The organism is Actinoplanes sp. NPDC051513 (assembly GCF_044454685.1).
In the GTDB taxonomy this organism is placed as follows: Bacteria; Actinomycetota; Actinomycetes; order Mycobacteriales; family Micromonosporaceae; genus Actinoplanes.
The window spans coordinates 1-17,466 of record NZ_JBITDW010000002.1; the positions used below are offsets into that span (position 1 = coordinate 1).

The following is a 17,466-nucleotide window of genomic DNA, read 5'->3' on the forward strand; positions in this document are numbered from 1 at the left end:
ACCGTTCTGACCTTCGACAAGCCAGAACCTAGACAGGACAACGGCGTGCGCCACCCAGACGCCCAGAAACCACCCACACAAGCGTCAGTAGAACCAATCTTGTCGTACCCCCCTGTTCCAGGACGCCTCTTGGGGTGGGGGTCTGTTCGAGAGGGCTTTGGCTGTGAGGGCCGAGCCGGGCCCGGTGTCGGAAGCGGCAGCCACGGATGACCGCGACGGGCGGCACGCATCCTCGCCGGCCGCCCTCGATCAACTGCCGGCGCACGGACGAATCCGCCCGGCGGGGGCGAGCCGCGCCCACCGACGCCCCGGGCGATGGCGGCGGCCCGGTCTCGCCACGGCGGGCTGTGGCAGCGCGGTGCGTCGACTGCGGCAGCGCGGTCTTCCGGGTGGGGCGTGCGGTCTTCCGGGTGGGGCGTGCGGTCTTCCTGGTGGGGCGTGCGGTCTTCCGGGTGGGGCGTGCGGTCTTCCGGGTGCGATATGCCGGACGCGGCGGGCTGCGTGAGTCTCCGCTGTAATCGGCGCCCGATTTCGCCCGGCCCTTCCCACGCCGATGCGACCGGTATTTGCCATCGTCGGTGGAGGCTGTTGAATGGTTTTTGCCGTTGCGGAAGAATGGCGCGGAACATTGTTGACGGAATGGTATGCACGGCGGCCGATATGGTCGGCGCTGCGGGCCGGGTGGTGTGCGGTCCTGGTCGGCGGAGGCCAGCTGCTCGCCCGCGCCGGGGCGTGGCTTGCTGGGTGGGTGCGGGCTGTGTGACCTGCTCGGCCGTGGCCGGCGTGGCTTGCGGGGTGGGCGCGGGCTGCATGACCTGCTCGGCCGTGGCCGGCGTGGCTTGCGGGGTGGGCGCGGGCTGCATGACCTGCTCGACCGTGGCCGGCGTGGCTTGCTGGGTGGGTGCGGGCTGCGTGACCCGCTCGGCCGCGGCGGGCACCGCCGGGGTGGGCTGCGTGATCTGGTTGCCCGCCGGGTGCACCACCCGCTGTGCTGGTGAGCCGAGGCCCTGGCCGGTGCGGGCGGGGGCGGGCGGCGGCACCGGCGCCACGGGGCGCCCAGGTGTGCCGGCGCGGCCCGACCAGAGCCGCCGCTCGGCCGCCGTCAAGGGTGAACCGTCGTCACCGCCGTGCAGACGGCGCAGCTTACGAGCGTGCCGCTCGACAAGCCCCCACGCGCGCTGCCGGGCATGCACGCGACGGAACTCTTCACGCGCCGGAGAATAACGGCGCGACCGGGTCGGATCACGCATTTGCGCTATCTGGGATCTGGTGAAGAACTCCATCTGCCGCACCCCAGAATTATCCCACCCCAAAGAATCCAGCGGTAAGCTCAGAACCGACTTCGAGCATGCCAATCTCACCCCCGAATAGCCGCCGTCAACAATGGTGATATCCGGCCGGCTCCCGAATACCGGGACAGCCCCACCCGCGACGGCCGCGACCAGGCAGGCACCCGGGCGATGGCATCCCCGGCCTGACTACCATCACGCCGCAACCGGCCCGCACCCAGACCCGGGCGTTGCCGGCGGCGGTGAGATGAGCGATCCGGGGCTGCCATGGCCGGGGCCGTGGGTGGCCCGCGGCAGCCCGGCCCGCTCGAACCAGACCCCCACCCGGACAGGCCCCTACTCGGTCCCGCCCAATGCCGGTCGGTGAGGTCTGGGGGCGGCGGCGTGCCCGGGGCGAGCCGAGGTCGAAGCCGGCGCCGCCGGCAGCCGGCTACGCGCCGCGACGGGCGGCACCCACGGTGACCATGCACGGCCCCGGGCCATGGCAGCCCAGCCCAGCGACCGACCCGCCACAACAGGCCGCACCCCACAGCGACCACGCACGACCCTGGGCCGTGGTCAGTGTGTGTACGGCTCGAGGCAGCCGAACTCGGCGGCCGCCCCGGTCACCTCGACCAGGAGCCGGTCGGGCCGGACGTCGCCGATCACGCAGCCGGCGCCGGCGAAGCGCACCGCGAACACCGCGCCCGGTGGGGGAGTCGTCGAGTCGAGTGGTGGCCGCATCGCGGTGACCTGCACGTCGTCCGGCCGGAGGCCGAGCCCCAGCAGAGCCTGCTGGGTGGACGACGGCGCGAAATCCCCGGCGGTGCGCAACGCCGTGAGCTTCGGCCGGATGCGGGCGGCCAGGGCGTCGCCGGCGCGCTGCTCGTCGGCGGTGAGATCGTGCCGCTGCTTCCAGCCGTTGTTCTCGGCCTCGTGCGGCGCGCCATCCCCCGGCGGTGGGGAAGCGTCACGCGGTGGCGTCGACGGGGCGGACGGGATGGATGGGTGCGGCGACGCGCTGGGCGACAGAAGTGGCGACGAGTCTCCGTCGCGGGCGCCCGGCTGAGCGCAACCGAGGGCGACCAGCCCGAGCACGGCCGCCGTCACCCAGCGGCCGGCATACCGCGTCCCCATGGTCAGCCCCCGTTCGTCGCCGCCTCGGATGGTAGAAGGCGGCGTCGAGGGAAAGAGAAAGGGCAAGGGACTCACTCCTCGCCCACTTCAAGGTATAACGCACCAGGCGGCTTGCGGCAAGACCCCTGTCATACTGCAGAATCGTCCACCGAGTCCGCGACCAGCGAATATGGGGATGGTCATGACCGAGCTGTACGTGTGGGATCTTCGTGAGGTCGACGATGCGCAGGTCGCCGTCGTCGGTGGCAAGGGCGCGCACCTGGGGGAGTTGTCGCGCATCGAAGGCGTACGCGTGCCACCCGGTTTCTGCCTGACGACCGTCGCCTTCCGGCGGTTCATCGCGGAAGCGCCGTCGCTCGACGATCAGCTGGACCGGCTGTCGCTTCTGGAGCCGGGCGACCGTGAGGCGATCGGCGCGCTGAGCGCGGAGGTCCGCCGGACGATCGAAGCGATCGCCATGCCCGGGGATCTGGCGGCGGCGGTCACCGAGGCGCTGGCACGGCACGGCGAGCAGGCCGCGTACGCCGTCCGCTCCAGCGCGACGGCCGAGGACATGCCCACGGCGTCCTTCGCGGGCCAGCAGGACACGTACCTGAACGTGGTGGGCCCGGCGGCGATCCTTGAGCACGCCGCCCGGTGCTGGGCGTCGCTGTTCACCGAGCGGGCGGTGGTCTACCGCCTGCGCAACGGCTTCGACCACCGGAAGGTCCACATGGCCGTGGTCGTGCAGCAGATGGTCTTCCCGCAGGCGTCCGGCATCCTGTTCACGGCCGACCCGGTCACCGGCAACCGGAAGGTCGCCACCGTGGACGCCGGCTTCGGCCTCGGCGAGGCGCTGGTCTCCGGCCTGATCAACCCGGACGTCGTCAAGGTGCGCGACGGTGCGATCGTCGCCAAGACGGTCGCCGCCAAGCAGCGCAGCATCGAGGCCGTGCCGGGCGGCGGGACCCAGGTCGTCGCGATCGACCCGCAGCGGCAGGATCAGCCGGCGCTGACCGATGCGCAGGTCGTCGAGCTCGACCGGCTCGGGCGGCGGATCGAAGCGCATTTCGGCCGCCCGCAGGACATCGAGTGGTGCCTGACCGGCGACGGCTTCTCGATCGTGCAGAGCCGTCCGATCACGACGCTGTTCCCCATCCCCGCGGCCGCCGACGACCAGAACCGCGTCTATCTCTCCGTCGGCCATCAGCAGATGATGACCGACGCGATGAAGCCGCTGGGCATCTCGGTGTGGCAGCTGACCGCGATGGCGCCGATGCGCGAGGCCGGCGGCCGGCTGTTCGTCGACGCCACCGGGCGCCTGGCCTCGCCCGCCATCCGCGCCGGCTTCCTGGACATGGTGGGCCGGGGCGATCCCCTGTTCCGGGACGCGCTGGAAACGGTTGTCGGCCGCGGCTTCATCCCGGAGGTCCCGGACGCCGGACCCGGCGGCGCGCCGCCGCGCGGGGGAGCTGCGCCGAGCGGGGGAGGTGCGCCGCGCGGGGGAGCTGCGCCGCGCGGGGGACCTGCGCCGATCGCCACCGACCCGGCCATCGTGACCGAGCTGATCGAGCGCAGCGAGGCTTCCCTGCGCCAACTGCGGCGCGACATCGAGGTGAAGACCGGGCCGGCGCTGTTCGACTTCCTGCTCGAGGCCTTCCAGGAGCACAAGCGGATGCTCGGCGATCCGGTGAGCATGCAGGCGATCATGGCGGGGATGGACGCCACCTGGTGGCTCAACGATCACCTGCAGGAGTGGCTGGGCGAGAAGAACGCGGCCGACACGCTCACGTTGTCGGCCCCCAACAACATCACCTCCGAGATGGGGCTGGCGTTGCTCGACGTCGCCGACGTGATCCGGCTGTACCCGGAGGTGGTGGCGTTCCTGCAGCGTGTCGAGGACGAGAGCATCGTGGACTTCCTGGACGAGTTGCCGAAGCTCGCCGGCGGGATCGAGGCGCGTGACGCCATCGCGGCCTATCTCGACAGGTACGGCATGCGCTGCGTCGGCGAGATCGACATCACGAGGCCGCGCTGGAGCGAGCGCCCGGCCACGCTGGTGCCCCCGATTCTCGACAACGTCAAGCTCTTCGAGCCGGGCGCCGGCCGACGGCGTTTCGACCAGGGCCGGCGGCAGGCCGAGGAGAAGCAGCAGGACATCGTGGAGCGCTTGCGGTCGCTGCCGGGTGGGGCCGAGAAAGCCGATGAGACCGTACGGATGATCGAGCGGCTCCGCACCTTCATCGGCTATCGCGAGTACCCGAAATACCACATCATCAGCCGCTACTTCGTCTACAAGCAGGCCCTGCTCGCCGAGGCCGAGCGCCTCGTGCAGGGCGGCGTGCTCGCCGAGAAGGAGGACATCTTCTATCTCACCTTCCCGGAGCTGCACGACGTCTCCCGCACCGGCCGGTCGGACGACCAGCTCATCCAGCAGCGCAAGGACGCGTTCCGGGCGTACCAGGCGCTCACGCCGCCCCGGGTGCTCACGTCCGAGGGCGAAGCCATCCAGGGGTCCTACCGGCGCGACGACGTGCCGGCCGGCGCGCTGGCCGGCCTGCCGGTCTCGGCCGGAACCGTCGAGGGCCGGGCCCGCGTCATCCTCGACATGGCGGAAGCCGACCTCGAAGAAGGCGACATCCTGGTCACGGCCTACACCGATCCCAGCTGGTCGCCGTTGTTCGTCGCGATCGCGGGCCTGGTGACCGAGGTCGGCGGCCTGATGACCCACGGCGCGGTGATCGCCCGGGAGTACGGCCTGCCGGCGGTGGTCGGGGTGGCCGACGCGACCCGGCTGATCGCCGATGGGCAGCGGATCCGGGTGCGCGGCGCCGACGGCTACGTCGAGATCCTGCCCAGCGCCTGAACGAGCCGGTCGACCTCGTCGGCGGTGTTGTAGTGGTAGAGGCTGGCCCGCGCCGCGCCACCGCTCGCCCGCAGGCCGGCCGCCTCGAAGTACTCGACCGCGTAGTAGTCGCCGTGCGAGACGCAGATGCCCTGCTCGCCGAGGGTGCGGGCGGTCTCGGCCGGGGTCTGGCCGGCGACCCGGAAGGAGACCGTCGGGCAGCGGTCGGCGCCGGCCGGGCAGACCGTCACGCCGTCGATCGCGGCGAGCCCGGCCAGCAGTCGATCGAGCAGCCGGTCCTCGTGGTCGGTGGCCGCGGCCATGCTGGCCAGCACCCGGGCGCGGCGGTCACCCTCCGCACCCGCGAGACCGGCCAGGTAGTCGACCGCCGCGGTGATGCCGGCCAGCAGCTCGAAGCTCAGCGTTCCGTATTCGAACCGGTCGGGGACGTTCGGCGGCGACGGGATCAGCTTCGCCGGGCGCAGGGGCTCCCAGACGGCCGGCTCGGCGATGGCGGCAGCGTAGTGCGGGCCGGACCACTTGTACGCGCTGGTCACGTAGAAGTCGGCGCCGAGGGCGGCCACATCGGTCGGGCGGTGTGCGGTGGCGTGCACGCCGTCCACGTACACGTAAGCGCCCGCCGCATGCGCGAGGTCGGCGATGTCCCGGACCGACGGCATGGTCCCGATGGCGTTGCTGGCCGCGGTCACCGCCACCAGCCGCGTGCGCGGACCGATCAGATCCTGGTACTGCGCGACCGGGAGCTCGCCGGTCGCCAGGTCGACGTCCGCCCACCGTACGGTCGCCCCGGCCGTCTCGGCGGCCTGCACCCACGGCCGGACGTTGGCGTCGTGGTCGAGCCGCGACACCACCACCTCGTCACCCGGGCCCCAGGCCGGCGCCAGCGTGCGGGCCACCAGGTAGGTCAGCGCGGTGGCGCTCGGGCCGAACACCACCCCGCCCGGGTCGCCGCCGACCAGATCCGCGACCGCCGAGCGGGCCGCGTCGACGATCTCCCCGGACCGGCGGGAGGGCTCGTGCGCGGTGCCGCGGTTCGACACCGCCGTGCGCATGGCCCCGGCGATCGCGGCGATCACCGGCTCGGCCGGCTGGGTGCCGCCCGCCCCGTCGAAGTGCACGAATCCCTCGGCCAGGGCGGGATAGCCGGACCGCACACGGGCGACATCGAGGATCATGAACCCGAGCCTAGGCGACGGGCGGGGGAGTTCTTACCAATCGGCCACCCTCGCCGGCCCGGCCGCCGCCGCGGGCCACCAGTCGTCCGGGGCGGCAGCCGCGGGCCAGCAGTCGACCAAGGAGGTATTCGTCCAGGCCAACGGCCTCGACGGCAACACCATCGTCACGTACGACGGCGGGCTGCACCGCACCGGAACGTACCCGACCGGCGGGCGCGGCGGCATCGAGGCGGGCGCGGCCGCCGACCCGCTCGCCTCGCCGGGATCGCTGACCCTCGACCGCGCCCGGAACCTGCTGTACGCGGTGAACGCGGGCAGCGACACCATCACCGTCTTCGGCGTGCACGGCAGCCGGCTCACCCGCCTCCAGGTGATCGGCAGCGGCGGCGCCTTCCCGGTCGGCGTGGCCGTCCACGGCGACCAGGTGTACGTGCTGAACGCCCGCGACGGCGGTCGATCCAGGGCTTCCGGCGGATCGGCACGCGCCTGTTCCGGGTCCCGTCCTGGCACCGCGCCCTCGGGCTCGACCCGCAGGCCGCCCCGGAGTTCACCCATTCGCCCGGCCAGGTGGCCTTCACCCTGGGACGGGCGCCGACGCGATGCTCGCGGTGCTCGCCAAACTGCCCTCCTTCCGCGGCGAGAGCAGGTTCACGACCTGGGCCTACCGGTTCGTCGTCCTCGAGGTCTCCGCGAAGATCGGCCGGCACTTCTGGAATCACCGGCCCGGGCTGCCGCTGGACGAGCTCGACGGGGAGCGCATGCCCGCGCTCTTCGGGTTCTCCGCCGAGCGGGAGGCCGAGTGGCGCGAGTTGCTCGAGGTCTTCCGGCACGCGGTGGAGCATGAGCTCACCGACCGGCAGCGGCGGGTTTTCAAGGCGATCGTTCTGGACGGCGTGCCGCTGGACTCGCTCTGCGTCGAGCTCGAGAGCAACCGCAACGCCATCTACAAGACCCTCTTCGACGCTCGACGGAAGTTACGGACGGCGCTGGTCGACAAGGGTCACCTGCGGGAGGACCGATGAGCCGCCGCATCGATCTCGACACGTTCCTGCGCACCGATCCGCGTGACGTCGGCTGCGACGAGGCGATGGAGTTGCTGCACGTCTATGCCGAGCGGTACGCCGCCGACCCCGAGGCCGCACGCTGCCGATACCCCGGCATCGACGCTCATCTGCGCGCGTGCGGCCCGTGCACGACCGACTTCGACGGCCTGCTCGCGCTGATCACGGCCTGAGGGCGGCCGGCCGCGGGTCGATCGTCAGGACGGCCCGCGTGTACAGCAGGTCGAAGCCGCGGCGCTGGGCGTTCTGCTGCGATCGGGAGCCGGGCTGGACGGTGATGACCGCGATGTCGCAGCCGGCCGCGGCGGCGTCGGCGAGCCGGGTGGACAGCAGGGCGCTCTGGATACCGCGCCGGCGGAAGGCGGGCGCGGTCCCGGCCCCGGTGAGCTGGGCGATGCCGTCGGCGAGGTGCATGCTCCCGCCGCCGGCCGGCACACCGTCCAGCCGGGCCAGGTATCGCTGGACGAGGCCGGCCGCGTCGCGCTCGGCGTTCTCGAGGATCTCGCGCGGGAAGTCCTCGTGCCAGGGAACCCCCTGCGTGTCCGGGTGCAGCGACGCCTCGACCACGACCGCCAGCCACGCCCCGAACTCGTCGTCGCCGCTGGGCCGGACGTCGATGCCGGGCGGCGGCACGGTCGCGGCCACGTCGATGAGGGCCCGGCCGAGCACGTTCTCGAATGACACCAGCCGGTAGCCGCGCTCGGCCAGCAGGTCGAGCAGCGCGGGATCGGCGAGACTGGCGACTTCCGCCTGGACCGGCGCGCCGCGGCCGGCGTACGCGTGCTCGATCCTTTCCAGGTCGGCCGGATCGGCCGGGCCGGCGAAGCCGAGACCGGCCACCTTGTTCAGCGGGGAATCGGGCTCGGCATAGCTGGCCACACCGCCCGCGATCGGAAGGGCGAAGCCGGCCTGCTCGCTGCGCCGGCGGGCGGCGTCGCTGCAGGCGGCGATGAACTGCGCCTCGGCGCGCTCGATGCGTCCGGCGAGCTCGATGTCGCAGAACAGCGGGGTATGGTCCGTCCGGTTGATCATTGCGCGCTCCTGAAGCTGGAAGGTTCGGGCCGGGCGGGTGCGGGATTGTTTGGGACGTGCAGCAGCAGCGCGAGGCTGCCGAGAATCGCGGCGCCACCGGCCAGTTGCAGCAGCGAGGGACGGTCGCCGAGGAAGACGACGGCGGTCAGCGTGCCCACCACCGGCGTCAGGTTGCCCAGCTGGCCGGCCCGGGCCGCCGGCACCCGGGCGATGCCCTGATTGAACGTCACGCTGCCGACCGCGCCGCAGGCGACCACCGCGAGGCAGGCCAGCCAGCCGGCCACGCCCACGGTGTCGAGTCGCGTGCCACCGGTCGACCAGGACGCGGCGACGAAGGGCACCACGACGAGCGCGCCGCCGGTGCTCTGCCAGGCGCTCTGGTTGAGCCCGTCGCCGTCGTGGTTGAAGCGGCGCGTGGCGATCAGGAACAGGGCGGCGGCCACCACCGCGAGCAGCACCAGCCCGTTGCCGAGGGCGGTGTCGGTTCCGGACGGCCCGCCGGACCGGAAGGCGACGAGCCCGCTGCCGGTGAGGCCGACGACCAGCGCCGTTGCCGTCCGCCCGGACAGGCGCTCCCGCAACACGACGAGGGCCAGCAGCACCGAGAGCAGTGGCTCGGCGGCCAGCAGCAGGCTGCCGGTGGACGCGCTGGTGCGCGCGAGGCCCAGGTCGCCGAACAGGAACGCCAGGCCCGGCACCAGAGCACCGAGCAGCATCTGTCTCGGGGCACCTGACCGGCGCAATTGCCCCCGCACCCCGGCGGTGACCAGCAGCATCGCGGCCGCGCCGGAGATCTCGACCGCCAGCAGGTCGGCCGGGCGCACCACGCGCAGCGCGACCACCGAGACGGTGGTGCTCACCCCGTAGATCGCGGCCGAGAGCAGGAGCGACGGCTCGCCGGAACGGATCCGGGCGTACGTGTCCACTTCAGCCTCCTGGTCGGCGGGTGTGCAACCGCCGTAACCGTTACACCGGTTAAGGCAAGGAGCAACCTGTTAACGCTGTACGGTGGTTACATGGCGCATCCGCACTCCTGGCCGGGCCTCGGCGACGAGGAATTGCTCATCGCCGTGGCCAACACCGCGCACGGCGAGCGGGACGAGTTGGCCGATGCCGGCTCGGTGCGCGCCTGGTGGGACGGCCTGGGCGCGGCGGGGGCCGACGACCGACCGGCGGAACCGGACGGCGTGGCCGTGCTCCGCGGGCTGCGTGGTCTGATCCGCGGTCTGGCCCTGCGCAACAACGGCATCGAACCCGACCTCAGCGCGGCCGCGGGCCTCGGCGCGGTCGCCCTGCGCCTCGAGGTGAGCGGCGCGCCCTCGCTCCGCGCCGACGTCCCCGGTGATCTGGCGCGGGACATCGGCGCCGCGACCGTCGCGGCGCTGCTGCGCGCGACGGCCCGGCCGGGCTGGCCCCGGGTCAAGGCGTGCCGGGGCGAGGATTGCCGGTGGGTCTTCATCGACGGCTCGCGCAACACCTCACGGCGGTGGTGCGCCATGGCCAACTGCGGCAACCGCGCCAAGATGGTCACCTTCCGCGACCGTCACCGCGGCACCTCGCCGCGCGCGACCCGGTCGTCGAGCTGACGCGGCCCGGGTGCGGCTCCGGCCGATCGGGAAGGTCAACCTCACCCGGCGCAGGTGATGTGGCCGCGGTGGATCAGCCGTAATTTCGGCGGGTGACCCATACTGCCGATCAGGTGTACCGGTCGGTCTCCGCGTCGGCGATGCCGATGGGGGAGCGGCGAGCGAGCGGGCGTGCGGCGCGCGATCGCGTGCCGCTCCGGCGTCTGGCCGATTGGGATCCCAAGGCGCGGGGGCATGACGCGCTGGGCACAGTGCTCGCCCAGAACGAGTCGCGCGTTCCCGATCTCGTGCCGATCCGGATGTCGCGCATGTCGGCCTCGCCGTGGACCTACTACCGCGGCGCGGCGGCGGTGATGGCGGCCGACCTCGGCGCCGCGCCGCACACCGGTATCGAGGTGCAGTTGTGCGGCGACGCGCACGTGCTGAACTTCGGGCTGTGGGCAACGCCGGAGCGGCAACTGTCGTTCGATCTGCGGGATTTCGACGAGACGGTGCGCGGGCCGTTCGAATGGGACGTCAAGCGCTACCTGGCGAGCCTGGTCGTGCTCGCCCGGGACACCGGACTGGGCGATCGGGTCGGATCGGCGGCCGTGCGCGCGGCCTTGCGGGCGTACCGCGACCGGATCGCCTTCTACTCGACCGCCGACGAGCTGACGATCTGGTACGACGTGATCACCGCCGACGAGCTGCTCGAGCTGTTCGGGCCGGAGGAGCAGGAAGAGCGGTCGGCGCGGCTGGCCAAACGTGCCCGGCGGCGGACCAGCGCGGGCGCGGCCCGCAAGCTGACGCATCTGGTGGACGGGCGGTTGCGGATCGTCGAGGATTCCCCGGTGCGGGTGCACATCGCCGCCGCGGCCGAGGCGGCCGGGGAAGCCCTGCAGGCCTATCACGACAGCCTGCCCTACGAACGGCGCCTGCTGCTCGACCGCTTCACCCTGGTCGACGTCGTCCGCCAGGTGGTCGGCGTGGGAAGCGTCGGGATGCAGGTGTACCTGGTGCTGCTGCAGGGCCGCAACGGCCAGGAGCCGCTGTTCCTGCAGATCAAGCAGGCGGGGCCGTCGGTCTACGAACGGTTTCTCGGCCCGAGCCCGTACCCGGGTCACGGCGAGCGGGTGATCCGCGGCAAGCGGCTGATCCAGGCGGCGAGCGACATCTTCCTCGGCTGGACGAGCGTGCGGGGATCCGACTTCTACGTGCGCCAGTTCCGCGACATGAAGGTGATCCCGAGCGGCGAGCTCATCGCGCCGTATCTCGTGCCGTTCGCCGAGCGGTGCGCGCATGTCCTTGCGCGGTCTCATGCGCGTACCGGCGATGCGATGGCGATCGCCGGCTACATCGGCAAGGGCCGGCGCTTCGACGAGGCGATGGCCGAGTTCGCGGTCGCGTACGCCGACCAGACGGCCCGCGATCTCCACGAGCTGGTCGCGGGAACGGACTGACATGAGCGTCGCAACGGCCCGGCCTCCGGTTCTCGACAAGCGCCGGCAGAACATCATCTTCGGCACCGTGATGCTCGGCATGCTGCTGGCCGCGCTCGACTCGACAATCGTCTCGACCGCGCTGCCCACGATCGTCAGCGATCTCGGCGGCGCCGGTCACCTGTCCTGGGTGGTCACCGCCTACCTACTGGCCGAGACGATCTCGGCGGCGCTGGCCGGCAAGTTCGGCGACCTGTTCGGCCGTAAGTTCCTGTTCCAGCTGTCCGCCGCGATCTTCGTGCTCGGCTCGTTCTTCTGCGGCCTCGCGCACAACATGCTCACCCTCGTGCTGATGCGGGGCCTGCAGGGCATCGGCGGCGGCGGTCTGATGGTCACCGCGACCGCGCTGATCGCCGACGTCATCCCGCTGCGCGAGCGCGGCAAGTACCAGGGCGCGCTCGGCGCGGTGTTCGGGGTCACCACCGTGATCGGCCCGCTCATCGGCGGCCTGTTCACCGATCACCTCTCGTGGCGGTGGGCGTTCTACATCAACGTGCCGATCGCCATCGCCGTGATCGCCGTCGCGGCCCGCACGATGCCGTCGATCGCCCGTGCCGCCAAACCCGTCATCGACTATTTCGGCATCGTCCTGGTCGCGCTGGGCGCGGGCTCGCTCATCCTGGCGACGAGCTTCGGCGGCACGCAGTACCCGTGGGGGTCGTGGCAGATCATCGGCCTGTTCGTGGCCGGCGTCGTGCTGCTGGGCCTGTTCGTGCTGGCCGAGCTGCGGGCCGCGGAGCCGATGCTGCCGATGCGGCTGTTCAAAGGCAACGTCTTCTCGATCTCGTCGGTGCTGGCGTTCGTGGTCGGCTTCGCCATGCTGGGCGCGCTGACTTTCCTGCCGAGCTACCTGCAATACGTACGCGGCGTCTCGGCGACCGCCTCCGGCATCCGTACGCTGCCGCTGGTCTTCGGTTTGCTGATCACCTCGATCGCGGCCGGCACGATGGTCTCCCGGACCGGCAAGTACCGGATCTACCCGATCGCCGGCGGCGCGGTGATGGCGATCGGCTTCTACCTGCTGTCCCGGATGGACGAGTTCACCGGCATCGTCGTCCAGTCGCTGTCGATGTTCGTTCTCGGCGTCGGGATCGGCCTGTGCATGCAGGTGCTGATGATCATCGTGCAGAACACCGTCGACTACCGCGACCTCGGCGTCGCGACCTCGGGCATCACGTTCTTCCGCACGCTGGGCAGCTCGTTCGGCGCGGCGGTGTTCGGCGCGATCTACGCCAACCAGCTCGCCGCGCACCTGGGTCCCGTCCTCCTCCAGCTGGGCGGCGGCGCCGTGACCAGCCCGAAGGAGCTGCACGGCCTGCCCGCGGCGCAACGGGAACCCATCGTGCACGCCTACGCCCAGACGATCCAGACCCTTTTCCTGTACGCCGTGCCGGTCGCGCTTCTGGCATTCGTCCTGGCGCTGGCCCTCAAGCAGGTGCCGCTGCGGGACTCGTCCGCGGCCGGCGCGACCGACCTCGGCGAGGGCTTCGGGCTGCTCGACTCGCAAAGCTCGGAGGGCGAGCTCGAACGGGCGATCGCCCGGGTGCTGCGCCGCGAGGGCCGCGACGCGGCGCCGGCCGTCTTCGCCAATTCCGGCACCACTCTCGACGTCGCCGCGGCGTGGACCGTCGCCCAGGTCCGCCTGCGCGGCCAGGGCGATCGCCCGGTCGGTGTCCGGGAGGTCGCGCACGCCCACCGCATCCCGGCGCCCGTCCTGGAGCCGGCCTTCGCCGCCACCGTCGCGCAGGGCTACCTGCATGCCGACGACGGCCTGCTGGTCCTGACCGACCGCGGTGACGAGGAGTTCGCGAAGCTCGCCGCCGCCTGGAAATCCTGGCTGCGCGATCGGCTTCCGGTCGCCGACGGCGACGGTCCGAGCGGGGAGGCGCTCGACGCGGCCCTGCATCGCCTCGCCACCGAGGTGGCACAGCAACAGACGGCCGAACAACGTCAGCTCGCCGCGGCCGTCTGACCCCCGCCGAACACGTCACCTCGCCGCGGCCGCCTGACCCCGCCGAACAACGTCAGCTCGCCGCGGCCGCCTGACCCTCGGCGAAGAACGTGGCGAGGCGCTCGGCCAGCCCGCCCGGGTTCTGGAGGTGCATGAGATGGTTCGCGGCCGGCAGCTCGAACGACTCCGCGTGCGGAAGCCACGAGCGCAGCAGGGCGTGCCGCTCGTCGAAGGCCGGGCCGACGTCCTTGCTGCGCTCGCCGACCACGAGCAGGACCGGCGCGGTGATCGCCCGGGCCTCGACGGGGCCGAACGACCACGCTCGCACGGCCGGTAGCTCCTGGCCGAAGAAGGCGCCGGCGTCGGTGGCGGCCCGGTCGATCGCGCCGGGCAGGATGGCGTCGAAGCGCTCGCGGTATCCGGCGCCGCCGATGCCGCGCATCCAGATGTCGACCGCGGACTTCCGATCCCCGTCGGCGTAGGCGCGCAACGCCTCCGCGGCGAACGGGCCACTCGGCACCGCCAGCAGCGCGGTCTCCAGCAGCGCGAGGCTGCGCACCGCATCGGGGCGGTCCAGGGCCAGCTGCAGGGCGATCACGGCGCTGGACGAATGCCCGACGAGATGCGCTCGCTCGATCCCGAGGCGCCGCAGCAGGGCGTGGCAGTGGTCCGCCAGCTGGGCGACGCTGACCGGCCCCGCGGTCCGGTCGCTGTCGCCGTAGCCGAGCCGGTGATAGCGGATCAACCGGTACGACCGCGCGAGCGCCGGCTCGTCCATCAGGGTGGCGAACCAGTCCGCACACAGGCCGGCATGGATGAGCACCACCGGCTCTCCGGCGCCGCGTTGCTCGTACGCGATGGCCTGGGTGTTGATCGTGAAATGGCGCATGAGGTCACGCCACCCGCACGAGAACCAGCAGCCAGGCGAACCGCCACCGCCCGGACGACGCCTCGCTCTCGGCGGCGAGCAGGTCGACCAGATCGCGATCGAAGGCGGCCCGCGCGGTGTCGCTGCCGAGCGCGGCCCGCGTCGCGATCACCGGCGGGAACGCGTCGCGGTAGAGGGCGGCCAGCTCGGCCGGCGTGCCGGTGAAGGGGTAGTCGACCAGCCGTTCCTCGGTCCGGACCTCGATTCCCTTGAACAGCGCGCGGACCTGGGCCGGATCGCCCCACCGCGTCGGCGACGGACCGTCCGGCGGCTCGCCCTGGTAGCGGTCGAGCAGCGCGAAGAACCGGCCCACGCCGCCGTCCGGCGTCCAGTTCGCCAGCGCCACGAGGCCGCCCGGCCGGCACACCCGCACGAGCTCGCGGGCGGTCGTCTCCTGGTCGGCGGCGAACATCGCGCCGACCGCGGAGAGCACGACGTCGAACTCGTCGTCCGCGAACGGGAGATCGGAGGCGTCGCCCTCCAGCCAGGTGATCGGCAGGTCTCCCGCCGCACGCCGGCCGGCCTCCAGCAGCTGCGGCGTGACATCGAGCGCGGTGACCTCTGCCGACGCCCGCGCCGCGGGGATGGCCGCGTTGCCGGTGCCGGCCGCCACGTCGAGGACGCGCTGGCCGGACCGGACGTCCGCGGCGGCCACCAGGTCGCGGCCCATGCCGGTGATGAGCTCGGCGATCCGAGCGTAGTTCCCGAGTTCCCACATGCGACCATGCTGCCCCGCGGCGACCCGGGGCGAGGTACGAAGAATGGACTTCCGTCGGCCGGTCGTGCAGCCGGACGATGGGTCATGCGCAGCTATGGCCAGTACTGCCCGGTGGCGCTCGGCGCGGAGGTCTTCGCGGAGCGCTGGACCCCGATCATCCTCCGCAACCTGCACCTCGGCTGCGAACGGTTCGCCGAGATCCTCGAGGGCGCGCCCGGCCTGCCCCGCAGTGTGCTGGCCGGCCGCCTGCGCACGCTCTGCCGGTACGGCGTGGTGCAGCAGATCGCGTCGGGGCGGCGAACGCGGTACGTGCTCACTGACTGCGGCCACGAGCTCGCCGAGGTCTGCTTCGCGCTCGGCGCGTGGGGCGCCCGCTGGCTGGAGGTACGGCCGGAGGACCAGGATCCCTACCTGGCACTGTGGACGGTGTCCCGCATGATCGACCCCGGCTCGCTGCCCCGCGAGCGGGTGGTGGTGCGCTTCGATCTCACCGGCGCGCGGGGCCCGAGCCGGTACTGGCTGGTCGCCGGCCGGACCGGCAACGAGGTGTGCGTGGAGCCGCCGGGCTATCCCGAGGACGGCGTGGTCACGAGCGACTCCGGCGCGCTGGTCCGCTGGTATGCCGGGCAGCTCACGCTCGGAGCGGCGCAGCGGGCCGGGTGGATGACCGTCATCGGGCCGCGCTGGCTCGAGCGGGAGCTGGCCCGGTGGGGACGGCTCAGCCCGTACGCCGGCATCGAGCCGCGTCGAGGAAAATAGTTTCCTTCGCGTTTCCTAAGTGAATGCTTGACATAGATAAAGCTGCATCTTTAGATGGGAAACAGTTTTCCGTCGGGCCCGACCGGGTGGCCAACTCCCACGACGTACGGATCTAAGGAGTTGGCAGATGCTGAAGCGGTTGGGCCGGCTGCTCGCCGTACCCGTGCTGATTGTTCTTGCCCTTGTAGCGCAACCCGCCGCGCCGGCCCTGGCCGCCGTGGAAACCCTGACCGTCGACATGACCGCCTACGGCGGGACACCGACCTACCGTGCGTCCGGCTTCATCTACGGCATCTCGCAGAACGGCGCGACGCCCTCGTCGTCGCTGCAGAGCCAGATCAAGGTCAAGGTCATGCGGGCCGGCGGCTCGCAGATCGGCTGCCCCAACGGCGGGTACGTGAACGGCGGCTACACGCCGCGGTGGAACTTCATCAAGGCCTACTACGCCCGGGCCCGCGCCACCGGCGCCAAGTTCAGCCTGCTGCTGTCCGGCATGTGGGGCTCGGACGGGGTCTGCAACGTGCCGCGCTGGCCCGGCGACAGCGGGAACTGGACCGAGTACACCAACTTCGTCAACCAGCTGATCGCCGACGCCAAGGCGAACGGCATGACCGGCTCCGACGTGCGCTGGGACATGTGGAACGAGCCGAACATCTTCTTCTGGGGCCGCACCCAGAGCCAGTACCTGGAGATGATCCGGCGCGGCACCCAGCTCGTGCGGGCCGCCATCCCGGGCGCCGTGATCGAAGGGCCGAGCTACGCCGGCGTGCCCACGTCGTCGAACTCGTGGTGGACCACGTACCTCAACTACGTGAAGGCCAACAACGTGGTCCCGAACATCATCAGCTGGCACGACCTGCCCGGCGACCCGGCCACCGACGCGGCCAACCTCTCCGGCATGCTCTCGTCGCGCGGCATCACGATCAGCGGCACCTCGGTCAACGAGTACGGCGCCTTCGGCGACGAGCAGCAGCCGGGCCCGTCGGCCTGGTACATCTCCCGCCTCGAGCGCTGCAACTGCGACGGCGCCCGGGCGAACTGGGGGATGGTCGGCCAGACGCCGTCGCTCTACGACACATTCGGCTGGCTGGTCACGGCGAACGCCGGCCAGCCGATGGGGCAGTGGTGGGTCTACAAGCGGTACGCCGACCAGACCGGCCAGCGCACCAAGATCACCGCGAGCTCGAGCCACGACGGGATCGTGTTCCAGGACTCGTCGGCCCGCAAGTCGATCGCCGTCCTCGGCGCGAAGGCCGGGGGAGCGCAGGGCGCCATCGACGTCCGCTACACCGGCATCCCGTCGTGGCTGCCCACCAACGGCTCGGTCAACGTGCTGGTCGAGCGGATGCCATCGACCAATGCGTACGTGAGCGCGCCCACCGTGGTGTCCAACAGCCGGGTGACCGTGAGCGGAGGCGCCATCACCGTCCCGGTCAACTGGGCGAACGCGAAGGACGCGTACGCCGTCACGCTGACACCGTGAGAGCACGGCCCGGCCCTCGCGGGCCGGGCCCTCCCTGCTGCACGC

Annotated in this window: 15 protein-coding genes; 8 read left to right on the forward strand and 7 right to left on the reverse strand. The window is 71.9% G+C overall.

The window, feature by feature from the left end; all coding sequences use genetic code 11:
• Positions 1–1,847: 1,847 nt before the first annotated feature.
• Positions 1,848–2,405 (reverse strand): hypothetical protein, encoded by a 558-nt coding sequence (locus ACIA5D_RS05340; protein WP_396028610.1) that lies wholly within the window; start codon positions 2,403–2,405, stop codon positions 1,848–1,850.
• Positions 2,406–2,586: 181 nt separating this feature from the next.
• Between ACIA5D_RS05340 and rph the strand changes: the two genes are divergently transcribed.
• A complete protein-coding gene (gene rph, locus ACIA5D_RS05345; protein WP_396028611.1) occupies positions 2,587–5,250 on the forward strand; it encodes a rifamycin-inactivating phosphotransferase in 2,664 nt (887 codons plus the stop codon).
• On the opposite strand, the gene ACIA5D_RS05350 is transcribed toward rph, so the two are convergent.
• On the reverse strand, positions 5,223–6,425 hold the full coding sequence (locus tag ACIA5D_RS05350) for a cysteine desulfurase-like protein (RefSeq protein WP_396028612.1): 1,203 nt from the start codon (positions 6,423–6,425) through the stop codon (positions 5,223–5,225). The two genes, rph and ACIA5D_RS05350, sit on opposite strands and share 28 nt — an antisense overlap.
• A 33-nt stretch (positions 6,426–6,458) precedes the next feature.
• Positions 6,459–6,980, reverse strand: a complete 522-nt coding sequence (locus tag ACIA5D_RS05355; RefSeq protein WP_396028613.1) for a hypothetical protein — start codon at positions 6,978–6,980, stop codon at positions 6,459–6,461.
• 44 nt (positions 6,981–7,024) lie between these two features.
• Between ACIA5D_RS05355 and ACIA5D_RS05360 the strand changes: the two genes are divergently transcribed.
• Together ACIA5D_RS05360 and ACIA5D_RS05365 are read left to right on the forward strand one after the other, a co-directional pair.
• A complete protein-coding gene (locus tag ACIA5D_RS05360) occupies positions 7,025–7,447 on the forward strand; it encodes an RNA polymerase sigma factor (protein WP_396028614.1) in 423 nt (140 codons plus the stop codon).
• A complete protein-coding gene (locus ACIA5D_RS05365; protein WP_396028615.1) occupies positions 7,444–7,659 on the forward strand; it encodes a hypothetical protein in 216 nt (71 codons plus the stop codon). Before ACIA5D_RS05360 ends, ACIA5D_RS05365 begins: the two co-directional genes overlap by 4 nt.
• Here the strand turns inward: ACIA5D_RS05365 and ACIA5D_RS05370 are convergent.
• Together ACIA5D_RS05370 and ACIA5D_RS05375 are read right to left on the reverse strand one after the other, a co-directional pair.
• Complete coding sequence (locus tag ACIA5D_RS05370) at positions 7,649–8,518, reverse strand: GNAT family N-acetyltransferase (RefSeq protein ID WP_396028616.1); 870 nt, start codon at positions 8,516–8,518, stop codon at positions 7,649–7,651. The genes ACIA5D_RS05365 and ACIA5D_RS05370 overlap by 11 nt on opposite strands.
• Positions 8,515–9,444, reverse strand: coding sequence for a DMT family transporter (locus tag ACIA5D_RS05375; RefSeq protein ID WP_396028617.1), 930 nt, complete (start codon positions 9,442–9,444; stop codon positions 8,515–8,517). Before ACIA5D_RS05375 ends, ACIA5D_RS05370 begins: the two co-directional genes overlap by 4 nt.
• 90 nt (positions 9,445–9,534) lie before the next feature.
• Here ACIA5D_RS05375 and ACIA5D_RS05380 point away from each other — a divergent pair, with 90 nt between their 5' ends.
• From ACIA5D_RS05380 to ACIA5D_RS05390, 3 genes are all read left to right on the forward strand, one after another.
• Positions 9,535–10,104, forward strand: coding sequence for a CGNR zinc finger domain-containing protein (locus tag ACIA5D_RS05380; protein ID WP_396028618.1), 570 nt, complete (start codon positions 9,535–9,537; stop codon positions 10,102–10,104).
• A 92-nt stretch (positions 10,105–10,196) separates the two neighbouring features.
• Entirely contained in the window at positions 10,197–11,543 is a 1,347-nt protein-coding gene (locus ACIA5D_RS05385) for a DUF2252 domain-containing protein (RefSeq protein WP_396028619.1), read from the forward strand.
• Position 11,544: 1 nt separating this feature from the next.
• Positions 11,545–13,554, forward strand: coding sequence for an MDR family MFS transporter (locus ACIA5D_RS05390; protein WP_396028620.1), 2,010 nt, complete (start codon positions 11,545–11,547; stop codon positions 13,552–13,554).
• A 52-nt stretch (positions 13,555–13,606) separates the two neighbouring features.
• Here the strand turns inward: ACIA5D_RS05390 and ACIA5D_RS05395 are convergent, their stop codons facing one another.
• A complete protein-coding gene (locus tag ACIA5D_RS05395) occupies positions 13,607–14,422 on the reverse strand; it encodes an alpha/beta fold hydrolase (protein WP_396028621.1) in 816 nt (271 codons plus the stop codon).
• A 4-nt stretch (positions 14,423–14,426) separates the two neighbouring features.
• Positions 14,427–15,179, reverse strand: coding sequence for a class I SAM-dependent methyltransferase (locus ACIA5D_RS05400; RefSeq protein ID WP_396028622.1), 753 nt, complete (start codon positions 15,177–15,179; stop codon positions 14,427–14,429).
• 84 nt (positions 15,180–15,263) lie between these two features.
• Between ACIA5D_RS05400 and ACIA5D_RS05405 the strand changes: the two genes are divergently transcribed.
• Positions 15,264–15,938 (forward strand): winged helix-turn-helix transcriptional regulator, encoded by a 675-nt coding sequence (locus ACIA5D_RS05405; protein ID WP_396028623.1) that lies wholly within the window; start codon positions 15,264–15,266, stop codon positions 15,936–15,938.
• A gap of 127 nt (positions 15,939–16,065) precedes the next feature.
• Positions 16,066–17,421 (forward strand): beta-xylosidase, encoded by a 1,356-nt coding sequence (locus tag ACIA5D_RS05410; RefSeq protein ID WP_396028624.1) that lies wholly within the window; start codon positions 16,066–16,068, stop codon positions 17,419–17,421.
• The last annotated feature ends 45 nt before the right edge of the window (positions 17,422–17,466 follow it).